General features: G+C 30.9%; 20 protein-coding genes. 14 read left to right on the top strand and 6 right to left on the bottom strand.

Translation table 11 applies throughout. The annotated features are described in order from the left end of the window. The first annotated feature begins 156 nt into the window (after nt 1-156). On the top strand, nt 157-573 hold the full coding sequence (locus GFV00_RS01415) for a hypothetical protein (RefSeq protein WP_160556602.1): 417 nt from the start codon (nt 157-159) through the stop codon (nt 571-573). An 85-nt stretch (nt 574-658) separates the two neighbouring features. Here GFV00_RS01415 and GFV00_RS01410 read toward each other — a convergent pair whose 3' ends face one another. Further along, a complete protein-coding gene (locus tag GFV00_RS01410; RefSeq protein ID WP_160556603.1) occupies nt 659-1744 on the bottom strand; it encodes a M42 family metallopeptidase in 1086 nt (361 codons plus the stop codon). 61 nt (nt 1745-1805) lie between these two features. Here GFV00_RS01410 and GFV00_RS01405 point away from each other — a divergent pair, with 61 nt between their 5' ends. The 5 genes from GFV00_RS01405 to GFV00_RS01385 all read left to right on the top strand — a co-directional run bounded on the left by GFV00_RS01405 (nt 1806) and on the right by GFV00_RS01385 (nt 9365). After that, complete coding sequence (locus GFV00_RS01405; protein WP_160556604.1) at nt 1806-2459, top strand: DUF4294 domain-containing protein; 654 nt, start codon at nt 1806-1808, stop codon at nt 2457-2459. 106 nt (nt 2460-2565) lie between these two features. Then, entirely contained in the window at nt 2566-5805 is a 3240-nt protein-coding gene (ccsB, locus tag GFV00_RS01400) for a c-type cytochrome biogenesis protein CcsB (protein ID WP_185149969.1), read from the top strand. A 584-nt stretch (nt 5806-6389) separates the two neighbouring features. Continuing rightward, on the top strand, nt 6390-7034 hold the full coding sequence (locus GFV00_RS01395; RefSeq protein ID WP_105297547.1) for a DUF4290 domain-containing protein: 645 nt from the start codon (nt 6390-6392) through the stop codon (nt 7032-7034). Further along, nucleotides 7031-8344, top strand: coding sequence for a UDP-N-acetylglucosamine 1-carboxyvinyltransferase (gene murA / locus GFV00_RS01390; RefSeq protein ID WP_105297548.1), 1314 nt, complete (start codon nt 7031-7033; stop codon nt 8342-8344). Before GFV00_RS01395 ends, murA begins: the two co-directional genes overlap by 4 nt. A 16-nt stretch (nt 8345-8360) precedes the next feature. After that, nucleotides 8361-9365 (top strand): glycosyltransferase family 2 protein, encoded by a 1005-nt coding sequence (locus GFV00_RS01385; protein ID WP_160556605.1) that lies wholly within the window; start codon nt 8361-8363, stop codon nt 9363-9365. 2 nt (nt 9366-9367) lie between these two features. Here GFV00_RS01385 and GFV00_RS01380 read toward each other — a convergent pair whose 3' ends face one another. Further along, nucleotides 9368-9787, bottom strand: a complete 420-nt coding sequence (locus GFV00_RS01380) for a hypothetical protein (RefSeq protein WP_160556606.1) — start codon at nt 9785-9787, stop codon at nt 9368-9370. A 454-nt stretch (nt 9788-10241) separates the two neighbouring features. Between GFV00_RS01380 and GFV00_RS01375 the strand changes: the two genes are divergently transcribed. The 7 genes from GFV00_RS01375 to GFV00_RS01345 all read left to right on the top strand — a co-directional run bounded on the left by GFV00_RS01375 (nt 10242) and on the right by GFV00_RS01345 (nt 19092). Then, complete coding sequence (locus GFV00_RS01375) at nt 10242-12449, top strand: anaerobic ribonucleoside triphosphate reductase (protein WP_160556607.1); 2208 nt, start codon at nt 10242-10244, stop codon at nt 12447-12449. Further along, the gene (nrdG, locus tag GFV00_RS01370; protein WP_160556608.1) at nt 12442-12945 is read left to right on the top strand and encodes an anaerobic ribonucleoside-triphosphate reductase activating protein; all 504 of its coding nucleotides are present in this window, start codon (nt 12442-12444) and stop codon (nt 12943-12945) included. The genes GFV00_RS01375 and nrdG overlap by 8 nt, the downstream gene beginning before the upstream one ends. Before the next feature lie 173 nt (nt 12946-13118). Further along, entirely contained in the window at nt 13119-15731 is a 2613-nt protein-coding gene (gene gyrA / locus GFV00_RS01365; protein WP_160556609.1) for a DNA gyrase subunit A, read from the top strand. Between the two features lie 10 nt (nt 15732-15741). Then, nucleotides 15742-17121 (top strand): tetratricopeptide repeat protein, encoded by a 1380-nt coding sequence (locus tag GFV00_RS01360; protein WP_160556610.1) that lies wholly within the window; start codon nt 15742-15744, stop codon nt 17119-17121. A 125-nt stretch (nt 17122-17246) separates the two neighbouring features. Next, a complete protein-coding gene (locus tag GFV00_RS01355; RefSeq protein WP_160556611.1) occupies nt 17247-17864 on the top strand; it encodes a LemA family protein in 618 nt (205 codons plus the stop codon). Nucleotides 17865-17885: 21 nt separating this feature from the next. After that, entirely contained in the window at nt 17886-18308 is a 423-nt protein-coding gene (locus GFV00_RS01350) for a TPM domain-containing protein (RefSeq protein WP_160556612.1), read from the top strand. Beyond that, nucleotides 18280-19092 carry a YgcG family protein gene (locus tag GFV00_RS01345; RefSeq protein ID WP_160556613.1) on the top strand — a complete coding sequence of 271 codons (813 nt, stop codon included), beginning with the start codon at nt 18280-18282 and terminating at the stop codon, nt 19090-19092. Before GFV00_RS01350 ends, GFV00_RS01345 begins: the two co-directional genes overlap by 29 nt. 178 nt (nt 19093-19270) lie before the next feature. Here GFV00_RS01345 and GFV00_RS01340 read toward each other — a convergent pair whose 3' ends face one another. The 4 genes from GFV00_RS01340 to GFV00_RS01325 all read right to left on the bottom strand — a co-directional run bounded on the left by GFV00_RS01340 (nt 19271) and on the right by GFV00_RS01325 (nt 24993). Further along, nucleotides 19271-20497 carry an aminotransferase class V-fold PLP-dependent enzyme gene (locus tag GFV00_RS01340; protein WP_160556614.1) on the bottom strand — a complete coding sequence of 409 codons (1227 nt, stop codon included), beginning with the start codon at nt 20495-20497 and terminating at the stop codon, nt 19271-19273. 62 nt (nt 20498-20559) lie between these two features. Next, nucleotides 20560-23262, bottom strand: a complete 2703-nt coding sequence (locus GFV00_RS01335; RefSeq protein ID WP_160556615.1) for a PD-(D/E)XK nuclease family protein — start codon at nt 23260-23262, stop codon at nt 20560-20562. A 33-nt stretch (nt 23263-23295) separates the two neighbouring features. Then, a complete protein-coding gene (locus GFV00_RS01330) occupies nt 23296-23880 on the bottom strand; it encodes a YdcF family protein (RefSeq protein ID WP_160556616.1) in 585 nt (194 codons plus the stop codon). Nucleotides 23881-24012: 132 nt separating this feature from the next. Further along, the gene (locus GFV00_RS01325; protein ID WP_160556617.1) at nt 24013-24993 is read right to left on the bottom strand and encodes an acyl transferase; all 981 of its coding nucleotides are present in this window, start codon (nt 24991-24993) and stop codon (nt 24013-24015) included. Nucleotides 24994-25126: 133 nt separating this feature from the next. Here GFV00_RS01325 and GFV00_RS01320 point away from each other — a divergent pair, with 133 nt between their 5' ends. Then, the gene (locus GFV00_RS01320) at nt 25127-25672 is read left to right on the top strand and encodes a nucleotide exchange factor GrpE (protein WP_160542128.1); all 546 of its coding nucleotides are present in this window, start codon (nt 25127-25129) and stop codon (nt 25670-25672) included. Nucleotides 25673-25677 lie beyond the last annotated feature (5 nt).

Below are 25677 nucleotides of genomic sequence, written 5' to 3'. Positions count from 1 at the left end.
ATGATATAATAATCAAAAATTATTTGTTTAATTTTTGATTTTTCACCATAAAACCTTGCTAAAATGAAATTTATAATAAAATTGTGAATTTTAACAATTTTTTTAATATTTTTGCAGATAAGTTAATATTATCTTATTTAGCTAACCAATATTATCATGAAAATTCACAATTTATTATTAATTTTAATATTGATAATTTTTGCCGGTTTTAATAGAATAAATTATTTCAATGGGCAAACTACTATTGGTAAGTCATATTCTAATCTTTACTCCAATAATTTACATCAAAATAAGAAATCAACAGATTTAAAAATTCATATTGAAAATTTTGTTTCAACAACCTCAAAAAAATTAGCAAGGAATTACGGAATTAAAGATATTTTTCTAAGCTGTTTCAGCGATTTATATAATCAAAATATATTCAACACTTCATCTACCAATAAAGGCATTACAACCCGTGCTTTTAAAGTAAACCTATTCAAAACTCAAATCGTAACTAACTATAAATTATATATAATTGATGTCTTTGAATTATCAGAGACCCACTTTGTTTATTTTTCCAAAATATCATAAACTATTTAAAACCATTGATATCATACAATGGAAATAACAAAGAATGTAAAAGGAGCTATTTTTGTAGCTCCTTTTTAAATTTATATTACAAATATTTAAAACTTTGATTATTTTTTATTGCTTTTAAAGCATTATAAATCATAAGAATAGTGTTTTCAATATCTTTTTTATGCACCATTTCAACAGTTGTGTGCATATAACGCAAAGGAAGAGAGATCAATGCAGAAGGAATACCGCCGTTCGAATAAGCAAAAGCATCTGTATCGGTTCCGGTTACTCTACTGGAAGCTTGTCTCTGAAAAGGAATATTATTTTTTTCTGCACTATCAATTATTAATTCCCTTAAATTATTTTGTACGGCCGGCGCATAGGAAATTACCGGACCTTTACCACATTTTATTTCTCCGTGCTTCATCTTATTTATCATGGGAGTAGTAGTGTCATGAGTAACATCCGTAACAATAGCTACATCAGGTTTAATGGTTTGCGTGATCATTTCAGCTCCTCGCAATCCAACTTCTTCCTGAACAGCATTAGTAATATATAAACCATAATCGAGCGTATCTTTATTCTTCTTAATAAGCTTAGCTACTTCTGCAATCATAAATCCGCCAACACGGTTGTCTAGAGCTCTTCCGACAAAGTACGTATCATTTAATATAAAAAATTCATCCGGATATGTGATGATGCATCCCACGTGAATCCCTAATTTTTCAACTTCTTCTTTAGTGGTGGCGCCACAATCAACCCATATAGTTTCAACTTTAGGCGGTTCTTCAACTCCGGTATAATTTCTAGTATGAATTGCCGGCCAACCAAATACACCGCTTACGATACCTTTTTTAGTATGTATATGAACTTTTTTAGAAGGAGCAATCATATGATCGGATCCCCCATTACGAATAACATAAATTAAGCCGTCATCAGTAATATAATTTACAAACCATGATATTTCATCTGCATGAGCTTCAATTACTACCTTATACTTTGATTCGGGGTTAATAATTCCGTAAGCAGTTCCGTAATTATCGGTTCGGACTTCGTCCACATAAGGAGTAATATAATCCATCCATAATTTTTGTCCTTTACTTTCGGCTCCGGTGGGTGAAGGAGTATTAATATATTTTTCTAAAAATTTCAATGAATTTTCATTTATAATTGAATTTTTCATATTAACCTGTTTTTTTACAAATGTACTAAATTTGGGAATAGTTTTTGACGGGATAAATTTTATGATCACAAGAATTTTTACTCTTTTACTTATCTTGATTTTCAACATCGTTCTATGTCAAAAAACAGATTCATTAGAAACTACTATTTATTTTAATTCTGATTCAGTAATGCGTAATGAATCATCCCAATATAGCATTACGGAAGACAGTGTATTAATTGACTTAAAAACAATACAAGTAGAAGGTATGCCTAAGTTTAACAACAACTTAGATAAGAATCAGTACAACTGGCTTAAAAAAAGAGTTTTTAGAGTATATCCCTATTTTCTTATAGCACTCAAACAATATAATAATTTACATGATTCCTTAAATTTGAATTTAAATAATGCTGCTTTTCGTAAATATTTAAAAAAAAGGCAAAAGCAACTGTCCGAAGAATATGAAGGTAAACTAAAAGGATTAACGAAAACAGAAGGCAAAATATTTTCCAAATTAATGTATCGTTACACCGGTAAAACCGTTTATGAAATTATTAAAGAATTAAGGAACGGTTGGTCGGCTTTTTGGTGGAATGCAAAAGCGGGAGCTTTCGATATTGATTTAAAAGAACCTTTTGATCCTTATCATATCCGTGATGATGCCTTTGTAGAATCGATACTTCAAAGAGCTTTCCAACGAGGAGAGTTGATTCCGCCCAATGAATCACATGATTAAAAAATTAAAAAAAATCATGTTTTAACTATTTATTTTATAAACATTTTGATGAAGAGGTAAGTTGATGTATTTTTGGGAGTTTATATAAAATAATATAAAAAAACCAATGAAGAAAATTCTTGACTTGTTGTTTTCTACTAAAACAACAGCGATTATGTTGGTCATTTATGCCCTCTCTATGGCATGGGCAACTTTTGTAGAAAATGATTACGGTACTTCAGTTGCCAAGGCATTAATATACAATTCGAAATGGTTTGAACTGATCATGCTCATTTTAATCTTAAATTTCATAGGAAATATTAAAAAATATAAGCTTTGGTCTTTAAAAAAATGGCCCATTTTAACTTTTCATTTATCTTTTATCTTTATTTTTTTAGGAGGTGCAATCACAAGATATATTAGCTATGAAGGACAAATGCATATTAGAGAAGGAGAGACAAGTAATGAAATTATATCAGATGCAACCTACTTTAAAGTACAAATTTCAAATTTTCAAGGAGAAACCAGAGCATATAAAGATATCCCTTTTACTTTAACCTCAGAAAATATTCCTCTTTTACTTAAGCCGTTTCAAAAGAAATTTTCTGCCAATTACGATTTTTTAGGTCAAAAGGTAAAATTAGAATCTGTAAAATTTATTCCAAGAGCTCAAGATTCATTACAAATAACACCTTCAGGTAAAAAAATATTGAAAGTAATTTGTTCAGGATCAAAGGGAAGAGAAACTATTTATATTGAAGAAGGAAGTGCACGACAAGTTCAAAATTCAACCCTAAGTTTCAATAATTATCTTCAAGGAGCCATAAATATTACCATAGAAAATGAAGAAATCTATATTTCTTCGCCCATGATGGGAAGGCGTATGATCATGACAACACAGGAAGAACTTCCGGTAGAAGGAAGCGATAAAAAACAAAAATTACATTTTGCCAGTCTCTATCAATTTCCCAATGTAAGTTTTGTGATACCGATTACTCCTCAATCGGGTAAAATTATTTATTATGAAGGGGATAAAAATAAAAATTCTGAAGATCCCGATCTTATTTACATGAAAGCCTCAACCAATCAACAATCTAAAGAATTTTTATTTTATGGAAAAAAAGGGTTAACCGGGGTTCAAAAACAAGTAGCCCTAGATAATTTGCTCATTTCAATAGGTTATGGTTCTAAAATCTATATTACTTCTCCATTTTCGTTAAAACTGAATAAATTCATTACGGAACATTATCCGGGAAGTAACAGTCCATCTTCATATGAATCCGATATATCCATTTTAGATAATGGAGAAGAAACACCTTTTAAAATTTATATGAATCACATACTCAATTACAAAGGATACCGATTTTTTCAATCCAGTTTTGATTCAGATTTAAAAGGAACCGTCCTTTCCGTTAATCACGATTTCTGGGGGACAACTTTTACTTATGCAGGATATACATTATTAATAGTGGGAATGTTTATGACTTTATTTTGGAAGGGGACAAGATTTTCTAAACTTAATGTTCAACTTAAAAAAATAGCTGCTCATAAAAAATCATTTCTTATATTATTTCTTTTATTCAGTCAATATGCTTTTAGTCAAAATCTGGAGAAGAACGATCCGGACAACTTACCAAAATCTACAGTCCATAAATCGGAAATTCATGAGCATACCCATAGTAAAAATACAACGTATTCAAAAGTAGTAGACGGGGAATCTTTTAGTAAAAGTATACACATTCCAAAATCACATTCAGATAAATTTGGGGCACTTTTGGTTCAATCATCTGAGGGACGAATAGAACCGGTGAATACATTGGCTTTAGAAATTTTAAGAAAATTACATAAAAGCGAAAAATTCTATGAGTTGGACGCTAATCAATTTTTTATTTCCATATCCACCAATCCTATTCTTTGGTCAAATGTTCCTTTACTCAAAATAGGAAATAAGGGAGGGGACCAATTAAAAAAAATTACTCAAGCAAATACAGAAGGTTATACCTCCTTAATGAATTTATTTACTACCCAACCGGATGGATCTCCCGATTTTATTTTAGAAAATGATTTTAAAAAAGCTTTTAGAAAAAAGCCGGCAGAAAGATCAAATTATGATAAAGAAATAATTGAGTTAAATGATAAACTCCAAGTAATGCAAGGATTAATCAGCGGGTACTATTTAAAATTTATTCCGATACCCAACGATAAAAATCATACCTGGACTTCCTGGATTTTACCCGACATGAAAACTGATAGCATTGCTTTGAACTTGTTGGGAGGATATTTTAGAGCGATAGTTATCGCCGAAAATAATAATAATTGGAATCAAGCGGATGAAGCCCTGAAAAATATATCCGATTATCAACTCAAATGGGGGAAAGAAATTATACCTTCTCAAGCTAAGATCAATTGGGAATTAAGATACAATAATTGGGATGTATTTTTTAAAATAATGATAGTATATGCCGTATTGGGATTTGTATTACTAATATTGGCATTTACCAAGCTATTTACTGAAAACTATAAGCTTTATTCTTGGTTAGAGGGTATTTTGTTAAGCTTAATTATACTAACTGCTCTTATACATGGAATGGGATTAGGGATTCGATGGTATGTTTCGGGGCATGAACCCTGGTCCAACGGATATGAAGCGGTACTGTTCATAAGTTGGATAAGTGTATTGGCCGGTTTTCTCTTATTTCGAAACAGAAATGGATTTATTCCTGCGGCGGGTTGTTTAGTTGCAGTTATCTTAATGGGATTTGCGCATGGAGGAGATCAGATGAATCCACAAATTACGCCCTTAGTTCCTGTATTGAAATCGTATTGGTTAATGATCCATGTTGCGGTAATTACATCCAGCTATGGTTTTTTTGGGTTGAGTGCCTTAATAGGAACGGTAGTTTTATTTTTGTTTATAATAAACCGTAAAGATATTTCTTATAAAGTTGAAAATTCAATTAAAGAATTAACTATTGTAAATGAACTATCATTGACGATTGGTATTTTTTTATTAACCATCGGAACAGTTTTGGGCGGTATCTGGGCAAATGAAAGCTGGGGGCGGTACTGGAGTTGGGATCCTAAAGAAACTTGGGCATTTATCTCCGTAATAGTTTATGCGGTTGTCTTACATCTGCGATTAGTTCCTAATTGGAGGGGTAAATATCTGTTTAATTTTTTATCTTTAGTAGCTTTTTCGACCATTGTAATGACATATTTTGGTGTAAATTATTATTTATCGGGATTACACTCTTACGCACAAGGAGATCCGGTTCCTATACCTTTATGGGTATATATTATACTATTATTGGTTGCTATATTAGGATTAACTTCATATATAGCCCAAAAAAGAAAATTCAATTCCTAAAAAAGTTTAATAAATAAACAAAATATAAAATATAGTTATAAATATTCTAAAAAGATAAATTAATAGAGAATCAAGCTTGTTAAAATCAATTACACTCCTAGATAACCTTATTAATTGCATAAAAATAAAATTATTTACATCAATTAATTATTTATTAATGAAAAAAAAATAACTATATGATAAATAAATACTAAATAAAAGGAAAATATCAAGAATTATGATTACATTTGCAACCTACAAATAGTAGATTTATAATTTACTAAAACTTTTGTTCCTTTTAAAAAAAATTTCCGATGACATTATTTATAAGTCGCATAAATGTTTATGATTTAGTCAGGAGTTTACAGTTTACTATATAATTAAAACAAAAATATACTTTATAAGACTAAAGTATAAGCTAAATAAATAGAGACTCAGAAATTTTATGACAAAAATTTCTTTAGGGCAATTTGTTTATGTTAATGTAAATTACACGGTCATATATATAAACCATTAGCTTACCTAATAGGTCGGAAAAAAGGAGTCTTTTCTACAGTAAATTTTACACAAAATAATATTTGTATTATTAATTTTAAAATTAAAATATGGAGTATAATACTCAAAGAAAAAAATTAATTATCCCGGAATATGGAAGACATGTTCAACAATTAGTTGATCATTGTATGACGATCGAGGACGATGATGAAAGAAATAAATTTGCCAAATCAATCATTGATGTTATGGGAGATTTAAATCCTCATTTAAGAGACGTGCCGGATTTTCAACATAAGCTATGGGATCAACTTTTTATAATGGCCAATTTTGATTTAAAAGTAGATTCACCTTACCCGATTCCTACCAAGGCAGAAATGAATACGGCTCCCAAAAAAATGGCTTATCCTTCCAATGAATCTAAATACAGATATTATGGAACGAATGTGAAAAAAATGATTGAAATAGCAAAATCATGGGAAGAAGGTGATAAGAAAGAAGGATTGAAATATGTGATCGCTAATCAAATGAAAAAAAATTACCTGAAATGGAACAAAGATCAGGTAGAAGATGAAGTAATATTTAATCATTTAGAAGAATTATCTAACGGTTCCTTAAAATTGAGTTCAAAAGAAGCTTTAATGAATGTGCCGGTTCAGACTAATTCAAATACTTCTTATAAAAACAAGAATAGAAACAACAATAGTAACTATAGAAATCAAAAGAAAAATAATTTTTCTAAAAACAAAAATAAATAATGAATACTTTTCAGATTTGCGGTGGAAAGCCTCTTCATGGTGAATTCTTTCCGCAAGGTGCCAAAAACGAAGCTCTTCAAGTTATCTGTGCAACCCTTTTAACATCAAAATCAGTTAGGATAAAAAATATACCCGAAATTCAAGATGTTTTAATACTAATTGAAATATTAAAAACTGTGGGTGTAAAAGTTACCCGAAACGTTAAGGGAGATTATACCTTTTGTTCTGAAGAAATTGATTTTGAATTTTTGAAAAGTAAAGAATTTAGAAAAAACGGAGCTCAGCTAAGAGGTTCCATTATGCTATTAGGTCCTCTTTTAAGTCGATTCGGAGAAGCTTATATTCCCGTTCCCGGCGGTGACAAAATCGGTAGAAGAAGATTAGATACTCACTTTAAAGGATTTATTGATTTAGGAGCTCAATTTGAATATGACGAAGAAGAGAAATTTTATTCCGTAAAAGCTAAAAAGTTAAATGGTAATTATTTACTTTTAGAAGAAGCTTCCGTAACAGGTACTGCAAACATCATTATGGCTGCAGTTTTGGCTGAAGGAAAAACTCAAATATATAACGCAGCTTGTGAACCCTATATCCAGCAATTATGTAAGATGTTAATTAAAATGGGCGCAAAGATTGAAGGAATTGGCTCTAATTTTTTAACTATTTATGGCGTTTCCGAACTTAACGGTGCCGAACACACTGTACTCCCCGATATGATTGAGATTGGAAGTATCATTGGCTTGGCTGCCATGACTAAATCGGAAATTACCATCAAAGAGGTTAGCTGGGAAAATTTAGGTAATATACCGGATACCTTTAGAAGATTGGGTATTCAAATCGAAAAAAGAGGTGAAGACTTATATATTCCTTCACAAGAACATTATAAAATTCAAAATTTTATAGACGGATCTATATTAACGATTTCCGATGCTCCTTGGCCGGGATTCACTCCCGATTTATTAAGTATTATTTTAGTAGTTGCCACGCAAGCTAAAGGAAGTGTTTTAATACATCAAAAAATGTTTGAAAGCAGACTGTTTTTTGTTGATAAACTCATTGACATGGGGGCTCAAATAATTCTTTGTGATCCGCACAGAGCAACAGTTATCGGATTAAATCATGAAATTCCTTTACGAGGAACAGTAATGACTTCTCCGGATATCAGAGCAGGCATATCTTTACTAATTGCCGCCATGTCAGCAAAAGGAACCAGCCGAATACATAATATTTATCAAATCGATAGAGGATATGAAAACATCGATGAGAGATTAAGGGCCTTGGGCGCCGATATTGTTCGGATGGATCTATAATCAATAAAACAAAACTATGCATGGAGATTTACATTTAAAAATTTCAATTATTATAGCAGTCTATAATAGAAAAGATGAACTACAGGAATTACTGTTTAGTTTAATTAATCAAACGGATAAAAATTTTGAAATTGTTATTGTAGACGATGGATCTCAAGAAAAGTTAGAACCTATAGTCTCCACATATGCAGAAGTATTGGATATTAAATATTATTACAAATCGAATTCCGGAGCAGGATTATCAAGAAATTACGGAGCGGAACACGCTTCAGGAAATTATTATATTTTCTTAGATTCAGATTGTATTGCTCCGGTTCATTATATAGAAAATGTTCGTAAAGAATTAAGATTTAATTATGTGGACGCTTTTGGAGGAGCTGATTCGGCCGATAAAAATTTTAATGATTTACAAAAAGCAATTTCATATTCCATGACTTCTTTATTAACCACGGGAGGAATTCGTGGCAATAAAAAAGCGATAAATAAATTCCAGCCTAGAAGTTTTAATATGGGTATATCCAAAGAAGCATTTAAAAGTGTTGGCGGATTTTCGGAATTGAGGGTAGGAGAAGACCCCGATTTAAGTCTTACTCTTTGGGAAAAAGGGTTTAAAACCCGATTTTTTCCTGAATGCAAGGTTTTTCATAAAAGAAGAACTTCCCTTAAGAAATTTGCTAATCAAGTATATCATTTTGGAATTGCCCGTCCCATATTGAACCAAAGACATCCTAACTTTTCAAAAATTACTTTTTGGTTTCCTTCTCTTTTTTTGATATTCACTGTTTTGTCCTTAGTTTTATCGATAGTTAATTATAGATGTATCTTTCCTTTGCTTTTTTATTGTTTTGCTATTTTCCTTGATTCAAGCTATAAAAACAGGAGCATCAAAATCGGTCTCATATCTTTACTTACAACATTTATTCAATTTTTTTCCTATGGATTTGGCTTTTTACAATCCTATATAAAATTAAATATCTTAAATAGGGAACCTAAAGAGGCATTTCCATCACACTTTTATTAGTTTTATTTAAATGAAGCATGATTACTTGTTTTAAGTAATCTTCCTTCTCCTATAATTTCTTTTTTACCGTCAAAATAATAGGTATTATAGTATAAAATGTTTTTTTCAATTTTAACAGTCTTTACTTTTATCCCTCCATTTTTATTGATAAATCTTTTAAAACCGTCCTTTTTAGCGTCTCGATTAGAGAAAAATAATATATAATCACAATCATTTAACCATTCAATCCTTTTAAAAGATTCAACTCCGTTGGTAACTTCCAACTGTTTATTGCCATTTCTCACAATAAGGGAACTTAAATTGGAATTTTCGCTAATATTTCTGAATTCACCCCGATTAAAGTCAAGACAGGTAAGGTTCTTTTCCTGAGCATAGCAGATAAAAGAAGTATATAAAAATAAAAGTACTGATAGTTTTTTCATGTCTCAAATATAGTAAAATAATGTCTCCAAATTTAAGTCCCTGTTAATAACTTTACTACCTAAATGCTGATCTTTTAAAATGTGATTATTTATTATTTTGACTTATTTATTTTTTTAGACGATTCGATCAATAATTGATATTTTTCTATAAATTTTAGTAATAATATCATAAGAAATAATTATGTTGAAAATTAAATTCTTAAATAAAAAAAGCTAAGTAAAAATAAAATTATCTTTGTACTAACATATGAAGCTTTATCGAATACATGACCAATAATAGGAAAAAATCCTGTATTCTTACTACCTTAAATTATTGAATATTCAATAATTACGTTACAATTATTAGTATTCCAAGTTTCATATATAACCCTGTATTTGGCGACAATTAAATTTTATGTCTCCAAGTATAAGGTTTTCATCTTACATAAAGTGCAATAGATAAAGTAAACATAAAATGATTCAGACAGTTATTAAAAGAGATGGACGCATTGTCGAGTTTAATAAAAATAAGATTTTTAATGCGATCAGCAAAGCTATGCAAAATACGGAAAATGGAGTGGATTCTTTTTTAATACAAAAAATTACTGAAGATATATCTCAGACAGGCAATGTAGAAATGACGGTTGAAGCCATTCAAGACATGGTAGAGATGGAATTAATGAACAGTCCCCGTAAAGAAGTTGCAAAAAAATATATCTCCTATAGAGATCAAAGAAATGTTGCAAGAAAGGCTAAAACTTGCAATATGTTTTTAGAGATTATTGAAACCAAATCCAATGAAGTTACAAGGGAAAACGCAAACATGAATGCAGACACCCCTGCAGGAATGATGATGAAATTTGCCAGTGAAACTACCAAACCCTTTGTGGATGATTATCTTTTAAGTCCTGAAGCCAAAGAAGCGGTCCTTTCCAACTATATACACATTCACGATAAAGACTATTACCCGACTAAAAGTCTAACTTGTGTACAACATCCATTAAATAAAATTTTAGAAAACGGTCTTTTTGCAGGACATGGAGAATCAAGACCGGCAAAAAGAATTGAAACCGCCAGCATGTTGGCTTGTATTTCGTTAGAAACCGCTCAAAATGAAATGCACGGAGGACAGGCAATTCCGGCATTTGACTTTTATTTAGCGCCGTTTGTTAGAAAAAGCTATATTGAGGAAATAAAAATACTGGAAAATATAAACGGTCAAAATTATGAACACCTATATGACTACCAGATTAAAGATTATGTTAAGGAAGAACTTGGTCATAAACAAGGTGATGAAAGAATCGTACAACATGCCATCAATAGAACCGTAAGCAGAGTTCATCAATCCATGGAAGCATTTATCCACAACATGAATACGATCCATTCCAGGGGAGGAAATCAAGTAGTATTCAGTTCCATTAATTATGGTACGGATACTTCTCCGGAAGGAAGATGTGTGATAAGAGAACTTTTAACAAGTACGGATGAAGGTGTTGGAAACGGTGGAACTGCGATTTTTCCTATCCAAATATGGAAGAAAAAGCGAGGAGTAAGTTATTTACCTGAGGATCCAAATTATGACCTATATAAATTAGCATGCAAAGTTAGCGCCCGACGTTTTTTTCCAAACTTTTTGAACTTAGATGCTACGTTTAATCATCATGAAAAATGGAATGCACAAGATCCTAAAAGATATCAATACGAAACAGCTACTATGGGATGTCGTACGCGTGTGTTTGAAAACAGATTTGGAGAGAAAACATCCATAGGTAGAGGTAATCTATCTTTTACAACAATCAATTTAGTCAGATTGGCATTAGAAACCCGCGAAATAAAGGATGAAACTGAAAGAAAACGTCAATTTTTCCAAAAGTTGGATCATACGTTAGAAATAGCTGCCGAACAACTGCATCAACGTTTTGAATTTCAAAAAACAGCAGCTCCCAAACAATTTCCTTTATTGATGTCGACATTATGGAATGGATCCGAAGAACTAAAGTCTGAAGAGACAGTAGAAAAAGTAATCAACCAAGGTACTTTGGGAATCGGATTTATAGGACTTGCCGAAGCTTTAGTAGCTTTAATAGGAAAGCATCATGCAGAAGATGAGGAGGCCCAAAAATTAGGACTGGAAATAGTTACATTTATGAGGGACAAATCTTTAACTTTTTCAGAAAATTATAAACATAACTATAGTATTCTAGCCACACCGGCAGAGGGCATAGCAGGTAGGTTTACCAGAAAAGATAAAAAAGACTTTGGAAGCATTAAAGGTATCACGGACAGAGAATATTATACTAATTCTAATCATGTACCGGTATATTATAAATGCAGCGCTCACTTAAAAGCTAAAATTGAAGCACCTTATCATGATTTAACTCGCGGTGGACATATTTTCTATGTTGAAATAGATGGAGATGCTACTCATAATCCCGAATCAATCATGACTGTAGTGGATATGATGGATAAATATAACATCGGCTATTCTTCTGTGAATCATACTCGAAACAGATGTTTACCCTGCGGGTATGAAAATGCTTCTGCGCATTTAGACGAATGCCCAAAATGTGGAAGCACCCATATTGACCGTTTGCAACGAATTACGGGATATTTAGTAGGGACAACCGATAGATGGAATTATGCTAAGTTAGCGGAATTAAACGACCGAATTATTCATGACTAAACTATCTATACTAGATATAATACAGGATACTACGGTGGACGGTCCCGGCTTTAGGACTTCAATTTATGCGGCAGGTTGCATTCATAAATGTGTAGAATGCCACAATCCGGAATCTTGGGATATTGATAATGGAAAACCCTATACGATTAATGAGCTTATTGAGATTATAAAACAATCAGAATTTTCAAATGTAACTTTTACGGGCGGTGACCCGTTAATACAAGTAAAACAATTTACCGAACTAGCCAAAGAAATTAAAGCTACTTCGCATAAAAATATTTGGTGTTACACCGGATTTACCTTTGAGCAAATACATAAATCCAAAAAATTATCACAAATTTTACCTTATATAGACGTACTTGTAGACGGTAAATACGTGAATACTTTATACGAAGAAGGATTACCATTTAGAGGAAGTACCAATCAAAGAATAATTGATGTCCAAAAAACACTTTTGCATAAAAGCATAGTAATCAGAGAGAACCAATTTATATAAAAATTTAATAAGTAAATATTTCATTGAGATAAATTCATTTGAATTCAAATTGATATATAAATACGAACCATAATCGCACAAAATCCTTAAAAGGCATGTCTAATTGCGTGTTCGATAAAAATTCATTATCTTTACGGTCTTATATACTAAAGAAAAAATAAACAAGTACACTTATGATAGGAGAAGGGGAAAAATTAATTCCTATTAATATTGAAGATGAAATGAAATCATCTTACATTGATTATTCAATGTCTGTGATAGTTTCCAGGGCTCTACCCGATGTAAGAGATGGTTTGAAACCCGTACATAGAAGGGTTTTATATGGGATGTATGAATTGGGAGTTACTGCCAACAGTTCTTACAAAAAATCTGCAAGAATCGTTGGGGAGGTTATGGGTAAATACCATCCTCATGGAGACTCGTCAGTATATGACACTATGGTAAGGCTTGCTCAGGAATGGTCTATGAGGTATCAGCTGGTAGACGGTCAAGGTAACTACGGTTCCGTAGACGGCGACCCGCCTGCAGCGATGAGGTATACTGAAGCCCGACTAAAAAAGATTTCCGAAGAAATATTATCGGATATAGATAAAGATACGGTTGATACTCAACTTAACTTTGACGATACGTTAGAAGAGCCTAAAGTAATGCCTACCCGTATTCCTATTCTGTTAGTTAACGGTGCATCAGGAATCGCTGTTGGTATGGCTACCAATATGGCTCCTCATAATCTTACTGAATCTATTAGTGCCATTTGTGCGTATATTGATAACAGAAATATTACTATTGATGAATTAATGCAGCACATTAAAGCTCCCGATTTTCCTACCGGTGGTATCATATACGGTTATGAAGGGGTAAAATCTGCGTTTGAAACAGGAAGGGGAAGAATCATTTTACGAGGAAAAGCCAATTTCGAAGAGGTACACGGCAGAGAAGCCATCGTAGTAACAGAAATTCCATATCAAGTAAATAAAGCCGATATGATTGCTCGTACGGCCGAGTTAATCAAAGAAGATAAACTACAAGGTATTTCTGAAATCAGAGATGAGTCTGACAGAAATGGAATGAGAGTAGTTTATGAGCTTAAACATGATGCCATCCCGAATGTAGTTTTAAATCTTTTATACAAATATACAGCATTACAAACCTCATTTAGTGTCAATAACATTGCACTAGTAAACGGAAGACCCGTTCAGCTTAATTTAAAAGATATCATTCATCATTTTGTTGAGCACAGACATGACGTAGTAGTAAGACGTACTCAATACCTTCTTAAGAAAGCTCAAGAGCGAGCCCATATCTTGGAAGGATTTATGAAAGTGATTGCTACTCAAGATACTTTGGATTTAGCCATCAAAATAATCCGTGAAAGTTCTAGTCCAAGCGAAGCAAAAACGGGCTTAATTCAAGAATTTGAATTAACGGAAATACAAGCTCAAGCGATCCTGGATCTTAGATTGGCTCGTTTAACCGGAATGGAGTTGGATAAAATCCGAGATGAGTACAATGCCATTATGAAAGAGATCGAATATCTTAAGACTATTTTAAATGACGAAGGACTAAGATATTCTATCATTAAAGAGGAATTAGAAGAAATCAAGCAAAAATACGGTGACGAGCGTAAGACCGAAATCAATTTTGCGGGTGGTGAAATGAGTATTGAAGATATTATTCCTGATGAAAAAGTTGTTTTAACTATTTCTAAAATGGGATATATCAAAAGAACTTCTCTTTCAGAATATAAGACCCAATCAAGAGGTGGCGTTGGAAACCGTGCAGCATCTACCAGAGATGAAGATTTCCTTGAATATGTTGTTTCCGCTACTGCACATCAGTACATGCTTTTCTTCACAGAAAAAGGTAAATGTTTCTGGTTACGAGTATTTGAAGTTCCTGAAGGTTCCAAAATAGCTAAAGGACGACCTATTCAGAATTTAATTAATATCGAATCAGACGATAAAATCAAAGCTTATATTTTAACTCATGACTTAAAAAATGAGGAATATATAAATAATACGTTTTTAGTAATGGTTACCCAAAAAGGAACCATTAAAAAAACAACATTGGAAGCTTATTCCAGACCACGTGCCAACGGAATTAATGCTATTAATGTTAGGGAAGGAGATACTTTGGTAAGCGCAAGTTTAACTTCCGGTAACGATGAAATAATGATTGCTACCAAATATGGAAAAGCTATTCGCTTCCCTCAAGAAAAATTAAGACCTATCGGTAGAAATGCTTCAGGTGTACGAGGTATTACTTTGGGCGATGAGGATGACGAAGTAATTGGAATGGTTATTATTTCAGATCCTGAAAATGACACTATTTTAGTTGTATCAGAACAAGGATATGGAAAACGAACTCACGCCGATGCATATCGTATTACTAACAGAGGAGGAAAAGGAGTCATAACTTTAAATATAACTGATAAGACCGGTAATCTGATCGCTATCCAAAAAGTTACCGATGATAACGATTTAATGATCATTAATAAATCCGGTGTAGCCATCAGAATGTCTGTGGAACAACTTAGAGTTATGAGCAGGAATACACAAGGAGTTAAATTAATTAATCTTAAAAAGAACGATGAAATTGCTGCCATAACTAAAATTGAAAAAGAAGAAGGGGTTGATGAAGAAGAATATGATGAAAATGGAAATACTATTAATGGTGAAACCTCGCTTAACGTTACAGAAATAAATGAAAAATTAAATGATTCTGACGATTCAGAAAATGATTTAAATGAATCAAACGAAGAAAATAATTCAGAATCAGAGGATTAAAAATCATCATATGAAAAAAATATCAGTTTCTCTATTTATATTAGTTAGTTTTTTGTCTTTTGGCCAAGAGAAAGAAATAAAAGATGCTTTTAATGCATTAGAGAAAGGAAATAAAACTCAGGCAGAGTCATTAATACAGCAAGTAGAACCAACGGTTAGTTCTAATATATCCGGAATCAATCCCGACGTATATGCTAAATATTTATATATAAAAGGAAATTCTTTATTGGAACAAGGAAAAACTCTTGAATCTGCTAAAATATTTTCCAAATTAGCCCTTTATGAAAAAGGCCCTATTTATTCTTTAAAAAATAAAAATACTAAAGAAAAGGCTTTTGTTCTTACTAAAGAAGAAGCAGAAAAACTTAAATCAGAAGGTTTTACAGGCTTAAAAGAAACTAAATCAGGTACAAACTATATTCAAAAAATAATTCCGATTTTAGAACAAAAAAGACAAGAATTATCCGGCAGGGCAACTTCTGAATATAATGCGAAACAATTTTCGAAAGCGGCTGATGATTTTTTAGAATCCTTTTATTTAACTCAAGCAGCTGGAAATGCGGATGAAGTTTTCAAATATTATGCAGCAATTTCTTATCATGCAGCCAATAATAATAAAAAAGCTCTTGAACTGTACTTAGAATTACTAAATGAAGGCTATACAGGTAAGACAACCACGTATACAGCGTTACAAAACGGTAAAAGAGTCGGTTTAAGCGAAGAACAATACAATTTATTCAAATCGGCACCCAATTCCGGATTTTCAGACTTTAAAAAAGAGGAATCACCATCCGTTGAAGCAGATTTATACAATTATGCAATTTCCTTATTAGTTGCAGATAAAAGGTATAATGAAGCTATGACTTTAGCTGAAAAAGGATTGAAAAAATTTCCGAATGATACTAATTTAAATTCTCAAATAGGAGAATTATACTATCAAACCGGTCAAACAGATAAATACATTGCTAAATTAAGAGAAGCTATTGTAAAAAAACCTAATGATTATGTTTCTTATTATAATCTAGGAGTATTATACAGCAAAGATCCTAAAACAGCTGAATTAGCTAAAGAATATTATAATAAGGCTTTACTTATTAAACCGGATTATCCGGCAGCATATCTGAATTTGGCAGCTTTATTATTAGCTCCTGATAAAGAAATTGTAGAAAAGATGAAAGCTTTAGGATCTTCTAGAGCTGATCAAGAAAAATATGATGCTTTAGTCGAAAAAAGAAAAGCAATGTTCAAACAGGCCTTACCTTACATGGAGAAAGCATACAGTTATGATCAAAAAGATAAAGGTATTATTCAAGCGTTAATAGAAGCGTATAGAGTTTTACAGATGAAGGATAAAATGGAAGAAATGAAAAAAGCAGAATCTGCTTTATAAAGAAAATAATATATTACAACATATTGTAAGGGAAGTAGTTGAAAACTTCCCTTACTTTTTAGGAATAATATTTGATATTGGATAATATAATTAATTAATCGTAAATATAAATTTAAGTAAAAATTATGAAAAAAGGATGTTTAATCGGAGGTGGTATTATAGGATTAATCGCTATAATTGTAATCGGAGTATTTATGTGGGGGGTAAGCATTAATAATAATATGATTGAACTAAATAACGATGTAAATTTAAAATGGAGTGCTGTAGAAAGTTCATATCAAAGAAGATCAGACTTAGTACCCGGTTTAGTAGCAACCGTTAATAAAGCAACTAATTATGAGAAAGAAACTCTTACTTCTGTAATTGAAGCCAGAGCAAAAGCATCTTCAGTACAGATTGATCCTTCAAATTTATCTCCTGAAAAATTAGCTGAATATCAAAAAGCGCAATCCGGATTAGGTTCTGCTTTAGGCAGATTATTAGTTACTATTGAAAAATATCCTGATTTAAAAGCCAATCAAAATATTTTAGGACTTCAAAATCAATTGGAAGGAACTGAAAATAGAATTAAAATCGATAGAGATAACTTCAATCAATCTGTTACAACCTATAACAATTATATACAAAAGTTCCCCGCAAGTATTGTTGCTAATTTTAGAAATTTTAAAGAAAAAGGAACATTTAAAGCAGATGCAGGTGCTGAAAAAGCCCCAAATGTTGATCAATTGTTAAACGGTAAATAATTTAAAAAAACTACTTTTAGAATGTTATTTTCACCCCGGGACGAAGAAGATATTATTGAAGCCATTAGACAAGCCGAAGCGATGTCTACAGGGGAAATTAGGGTACATATAGACCAAAACCTAACGGGGGATGCGTTAGCCACGGCGCAATGCCTTTTTACCAAATTGGGTATGGAAAAAACAAAAGATAGAAATGGTGTCTTATTTTATGTATCCGAAAATAAGAAAAAAATTGCTGTAATTGGAGATGTCAACATTCATAAATATGTGCATCAAAATTTTTGGGATGGACTTTTAAAGGAAATTACATTTTCATTTAAAAAAGATAATTATAAAGAAGGTTTTATCAACGCAATTTTAAAAACCGGAACTAAATTGAAAAAATTTTTTCCAAGAGATGGAAAAAATATAGAAAATGAATTACCCAATGAAATATCCCGTTAAAATTATTTTAGTCCTTTTTGGCTTATTATTTTTAAATAACTTTATTTACAGCCAAACGGAATTTAAAATCCCGGAAAAACCAAAGATAATTTATCCCGTTAATGATTATGCTAATATTCTTACGGAAGAGCAACAAAATAAATTAAATAATAAGCTAATATCTTATAGCGATTCAACCTCCACGGAAATAATTGTTTGTATTGTTAAAACATTAAATGGTGACGATATCAATTATGTGGGAGCCAAATGGGGTGAAAAATGGCAAATCGGACAAAAATATAAAAATAATGGTATTTTATTATTAATAGCTTCCGATGATCATAAATTAGCTATACAGAATGGGCGAGGAGTGGAAGATGCCATGACTGACTATACTTCCAGTACTATTATTCATCAATATATGATTCCTTATCTTCAGCAAAATGATTATTATGGTGCTATAAACTCCGGTACGGATCAAATCATAAAGGTTCTTCAAGGGAAATTTAAAGCAGATAACCCAGAGGATACTGATGATACTACTTCAGGGATCATAGTTGCCGTATTTATATTTTTCATTATACTGTTGTATATATTAATGCATAAAAACAATAGAAACAACACATATTATGACCGAAACGGTAAGAGAAGGAATAATGATGATGATTTTTGGGGTGGTTTAGGTGGATTTATCGGCGGAAGTATATTTGGCGGAAGTGGGGGCAGTAGTTCCCGAGGTGGTGGTTTTGGAGGTTTTGGCGGCGGAGGAAGCTTTGGTGGAGGCGGTGCCAGTGGTAGTTGGTAATATTAAAAAAATATTACTATTACCTACCGATTATTTTCCTCATTCTTTATTCGTGTTTATATGGAAATGAATAGGAATATAATAATACTATATAATCGCCGGCCAGACTTTTCTAATTAAAAATTGTCATACTTATTAGACGATTGAAATAACTGATTTACTTAATAATAATTTAGTTTTATCTAAGCATTTTTTGAGCTAAACACATCCCATCAATTAATTGATCAATATCTTCCTTAGTTGTATAGATGGCAAATGATGCTCGTATTGTACCTTTTATTCCCAAGCGTTGCATAATGGGTTGAGCGCAATGATGTCCGGTCCTTACTGCTATCCCTTGTTTATCTAAAATAAATCCGACATCTGACGAATGAATATTTTCGATATCTAAATTAAAAGAAAGTGCTCCGGAAGTATGTTTTGCATTTTGAGCATAGATGATTATATTATCTAGTTGCGAAAGTTTATTTTTAGCATACTTCATAATTTCGTCTTCATGTTTACTAATATTTTTAAAACCTATAGTTTGCACAAAATCTATTGCATTTTTTAAGACAATATTACCGGAAATATTCGGAGTACCTGCTTCAAATTTAAAAGGCAAATCTGCATAGGTCGTCTTTTCAAAAGTAACTTCTTTAATCATTTCTCCACCTCCCTGGTAGGGTTTCATGGATTCTAATATATTTTCTTTACCGTATAAAATACCCACACCGGTAGGACCATAAAGCTTATGTGAAGAGAATACATAAAAATCGGCATCTAAATTTTGTACGTCAACCTTTCGGTGGGATACGGCTTGTGCTCCGTCTATAAGCACATATGAACCCATTTTATGGGCTTTAGAAATTATTTCTTCAATTGGATTGACTACTCCCAATGCATTGGAAATATGATTTACAGCTACTATTTTAGTTTTTTCCGAAAGGAGTCGATCATATTCATCCATCATCAAATCTCCGTTGTCATCCACAGGAATAACTTTAATTTTTAGATTTTTTCGTTCGGCTAATAATTGCCAAGGAACGATATTCGAATGATGTTCTAAATTGGATATAATAATTTCATCGCCTTCGTTAAGTAAGGGTTCTATTCCTGTTGCTACTAAGTTGATACTGTCGGTCGTTCCTTTAGTAAAAATAATTTCGTAATCCTTTTTTGCATTTAAAAATTGTTGCACAGACTTTCGGGATTCTTCCATTTCCACGGTAGCCAATTGACTAAGGGTATGAATTCCTCTATGAACATTAGAGTTTATAGTTTTATAATATTTTTCTTCTGCCTCTATTACGGAAATCGGCTTTTGAGTAGTTGCAGCATTATCAAGATAGACTAAAGGTTTGCCATTTACTAACTGATTTAGTATAGGAAAAATATTTTTTATATCTTTTAAATCTTCGTTCATGGTAAGAAAGTTAAACTTCAAAATTAAATGATTAAATTGAATTAAAAATTATTTTTTTGTTATTATTTAATAAAAGAAGATTTTTCTACAAATGGAATATCCGGATCAGCAATTTCTAAGATCAATCGGGAAACTTCCTCAAATAAAATAGTAGCTTGAGATTCGTTTAGACTTTCAGAAGAATCAATTTTTAAAATCTCCAATCCTCGAAAAGGTTTTTTAAAACTCCAAATTCCCACCTTTACCGATTCTGAAAGTTTTTCATGTAAAATCATATAAGCATAGAAAACAAGCTGAATATAAAATTTAAAATTTTTATCTTCTTGAATTTGATCAAATCTATCTGACTTAAACATAAGAGTATCTATAGATGTTGTTTTATAATCTATAATTCGGTCCTGGCCATTAAAACTATCCCAGCGGTCTACAAATCCTTTCAAAAATAAGGTGCCTATTTCAGGTAAATTAATAGTGGAACTAAGTTCTTTTTCAATTTCTTTTAAGAAAATGATATTACCGTTTTTTAGGTCGGTTAAATCTCTTAACAATATTTTTTCAATGGTTTTTTCCGCTAGCAGTTTTTGTAAGTAATTTTGCCCTTTTTTAAATAAGTCGGGATTTAATTCTTTTTCAATATATTTATTTAAATAAACAGAATAATTTTTTAAAGCTGCAAGTAAATCCTTTTCCGTTAGTTTATTTCCTTGCCATGGGGAATAAATAGATTCTAAAGTATGATGAATCAAATTTCCGTAATTTAAAGCAGAAATTTCCTCTTCCATCTCTTGTTGTTCATTAATCTTTAAAATCTTTTGTAAATAGAAATTGATTGGATTGTAATGATAATTGGTTAAATGAGTAGGAGAAATAGGATTTTTTAGCCAATCTTGAATTGAATTCAATACAGCAGGTGATTTTTCAATGATTAGTTCCTTCGATTGTTTTAAATTTCCTCCATAGGTGGCTACAGATTCTATTATGGTATGTTTAGACTCAAATTCTAATTGATTAATAAATCTGCTTTTTTCTCCGGAGTTAATACCTTCAGTATAATTATTATAAACTAAGGTAATGTTTTGTGCGTGTTGTATTAATCTATAAAAATGATACGCATAGATGGCATCACTTTCAAGAAAAGTATTGATTCCGTAATTTTTCTTAACATCAAAAGGAATAAAAGAATTATCATTTTTTCCACCCGGCAAAATTCCTTCATTAACTCCGGTCATTAGTATATTTTTAAAGCTTAGCAAACGAGTTTCCAAAACTCCCATAATTTGAAGTCCCTCTACCGGTTCGCCAATAAAATCAATAGTTTCATTATTGATTACATGCTGATAAAATGTGTAAACAAGAGAAAAACTTTGAATGGAAATATCTTGCGATAATTGTGTATGTAAAATGGAGAAAAGATTTTTAAATTTTAAATAATTTTCTTTTAACACCTGATGATCAGAATCTGTTTTCCAAAATTGTTCAGTACAAAATTCATAAAGTTTATGTATCAAATCGATAGGATTTGCATATTCTTTAAATATAAAATAATAGTAAGAACTACCTAAACGTTTGTATATGAGAGAATCAGTTAAATAGATAAGATTATTCCTTTTTATTTCAGATATAAATTCAATAACAGATATAGTATTATGTAGTAATGGATTCTGAAGAAGGGATAAGATATCGTTATAGTAATATCCTTTGGATGAATTTTTTTCTCTAAATATGTGTAATTTAAAAATTTGCTTAAATAATGAGGCTAAAAATGAATTTTTAAGAGGAAATCCCATAGTTATATTAACTCGGGATATATTTTTAGGTATGCTTTCCAATATTGCCGGAAGAATTGATTCATCGCTTAATACTAATGCGGTATTGTGTAACTCTTCTTCAGGAAGGGTAGATAAGATTGAACTGATATATTTGGCTTGAGCTACGTCTTGAGAAGCACTCACTACATGTATATTTTTTTTTTGGTTGAAATCATCAGTTATCCATTTGAAATCTCGAGTTGCATAATAATTCCAATTTTTATATTTCCTTAAAAAATCTCCGGCTTCTTGATTACTATTGTTTAAATAGTATTTATCGGCATCCCAATATAAATATGTTTCGGCATGTGATATATAATGTTTAATCAGCTTTTCTTCTTTGGGTGTTAAGGCATTTAATCCGACAAAAGCATACTTTTCATTTGCAGGAATATGAATAGCTGTTAATTGGCTTAACACATGGTTTAGAATCATTCCATACGTGCCCAATCCTTTAGTTTCCAAAGAATCCTTTAATTTATTATATAAAATTATATTATTTTCCCAGAATTTTACATTTTTATAATATAATTTTTTTTCACTGGTGGTATCCAGCTTATTCACCCAATTTTCTATTCTTTCAATGGAAGCCATATGCTCTAAAACCCTATGAGGATTATCAGAGAAAATTTCTATATCGTTAAAATCTTTAAGAAGAGTAGGTATCCATTTTAAAAATTCATCAAGAGTTTCCTCTGCATTTACGAATTTTTTCTGTATTTGAAAAGCTTCCAACCAAAGAGGAATATTTTCAATTTTAACTAAATGGGAATGTTTATATATAAAATCTTCAATGGTATAGAAAGTAGGCAAAAATCCGTTATAACCTTTTTTTATAAGATATCTTTTAAAAAATATGATAGGTCTTCTTCCGGGAATAATAATAGTAAATTTAGATAAATCATTATTTTTTTCCAATAACTCATCAATTACTTTTTCTATAAAATTTGTATGCATAAATATATAAAAAGCGCTTGTTAAAGAATTAATTTATTTAAAAAAATAATAATAGTAATAGGCAAAAAATTCTCTTATTAATGACATATAATGATGCCTTTTACTATAGTGATGAGAACTTGCAGAACCTAAATTATAAAAGCCTAGCTTATAATACATCAGCTTAATACGTGAAATATGATAATATTGTGATATAATAATTAATTTTCTGTAATTATTATCTTTCATTATTTTTAATGAGTTCTCAACATTTTCTTCAGTATTTAAGGCTTTATTATCTAAAATAATATCAGATAAAAGCACGCCGTGTTCCAATAAATATTCCTGCATGAGATCAGCTTCACAAAAGTTTTTATTAGCTAAACCTCCGGAAACAATTAATTTTTGAACTTGACCTTCGTTATATAATTTTAAACCAATATTTAGCCTCCGTATTAAAGACATAGGCATAGAACCGTCTGTTTTATTTTTTGTTCCAAAAATAACTCCTACGTCTGCATCCCTGGTATCTTCTTGGTTCCCATCAATAATAATAGCAACGGTATGAAGAATAAACCACAAGAATAAAAGTATAATTCCTGTAATAATATATTTTATTAATTTTCTGTAATAAGACATATTACAATAAACAATTCCGAAAAATAAAACTTATATATATAATTTTATTAAATTTATTATTTTTTTATAAAAAAAGTTTAAAATTAAATACAAATTTTAGTTAAAAAAAGCTTAATTAATAAATTTTATATTTTATAATAATAAAAGACTGCATCCTCTTATATCTGAATTATCCATTCTTCCTAAAATTTTAAAACCTTTCTTACCTTCATCTTTACCAATATCTTGGGTAGATATAAATGAACAACTATGAACATTTGCCAAGTCTATGATGTTGACACCTCCTGATCTGTTTGTTTCAACATATTCAAAAGGATCATCCACATCTCGAATTAAAATCTTCATCCACGGAGGACATTTATAAACATTATTAGATAAGGAATAAGCTTGAGACAATAATTCCGTCATACTGTATTCCGAATAAATTTTATCGGTTTGAAAAGAATTTTTTAATTCTGTTAACAACTCATCTTTTGTCATTTCTTTTTTTCTTCCCTTCATTCCTCCTGTTTCTATAATTATAGTATTTTTCAGTTGTTGAGGATGAGAATTTGCAAAATCTAACAAAGCATAGGAAACACCAAAAAGAATAACTTTCTTATTCTCTTTTTCCAGTCGATTTATTATAACATGTAAATCATTAAAATTATGTAGATAATAACCATTTTCCACCTTTCCCGATTGCTCCATTAAATAATTTACCATATATATAAGTGAAGAATTATTTCTCTCCAAATAAGAAGGAAGCAAACCTAAATATATGTATTCGGAAGGGTCACCGAAAAAAATTGAAAATGAATGTAAAATACTTTGTTTATAAATATCTTCATTTGCTATATAATGCTTGGATAGGTTTTCGGAAGTAGTACCGCTACTTTGAAAATATAAATTCGGTGAGAAATTTTTATCAACAATTGTATTGGTTTTGAAAAATTCAATCGGTAAAAAAGGTATTTGCCGATAATTAAGAATTTTATTACAATCTATAGATAATAAATCAACAAAGGTTTTATAGGGTATATTATTTTTATATTGATACAAAAAAATTTGGATGGCGAGTGAATTAAATTCTTCCTCCGATTTGATTGAAAAAATATCAAAACTTTTCAACATTTGAATATATTTACTTTATATGCAAATTTAATAAGAAGTATTTAAATAATTTTTTAAAAATAGGTCGATTTGACAGCATTTTTACTATGGCAATAAAATTGATAAATATCAGTAACCAATAAAGAATTTAACCATGTCAATTCAAAGTGATAACGAAGAAAACGAATTAATTGAAGAAAATAACAATCAAGAAAATTTAAAGGATACTGAAAATATGTCAGAACCCAACAATAATTCTGACTTAACTGAAAAACTTGAAAAAGAAAAAGACAGATATATCCGTTTATTTGCTGAATTTGATAACTATAAAAAACGTGTAATTAAAGAGAGACAGGATCTTCTTAAATACTCGGATAAAGATATTTTAGAATCATTACTTCCGGTATTGGATGATTTTGATCGCGCAATTACCGAACTTGAAAAAAAGGAGGATGATCTTTCTGTTTTAGAGGGAGTGAAACTTATTTATAATAAGTTGTTTAATACCTTGAAAGATAGAGGATTGACTGTTATTGATGTAAAGGCCGGTGATGATTTTAACATTGATTATCATGAAGCAATTACCCAAGTCCCGTCTCCTGATGAAAGTCTAAAAGGTAAAATTATAGATGTGGTTCAAAAAGGGTACTTATTGCATGAAAAAGTAATTAGATACGCAAAAGTAGTTATTGGAAATTAAGAACT

It is taken from the genome of Apibacter sp. B3935, assembly GCF_009827705.1.
Lineage (GTDB): Bacteria > Bacteroidota > Bacteroidia > Flavobacteriales > Weeksellaceae > Apibacter.
This window is presented reverse-complemented; position numbering and strand designations above follow the sequence as displayed.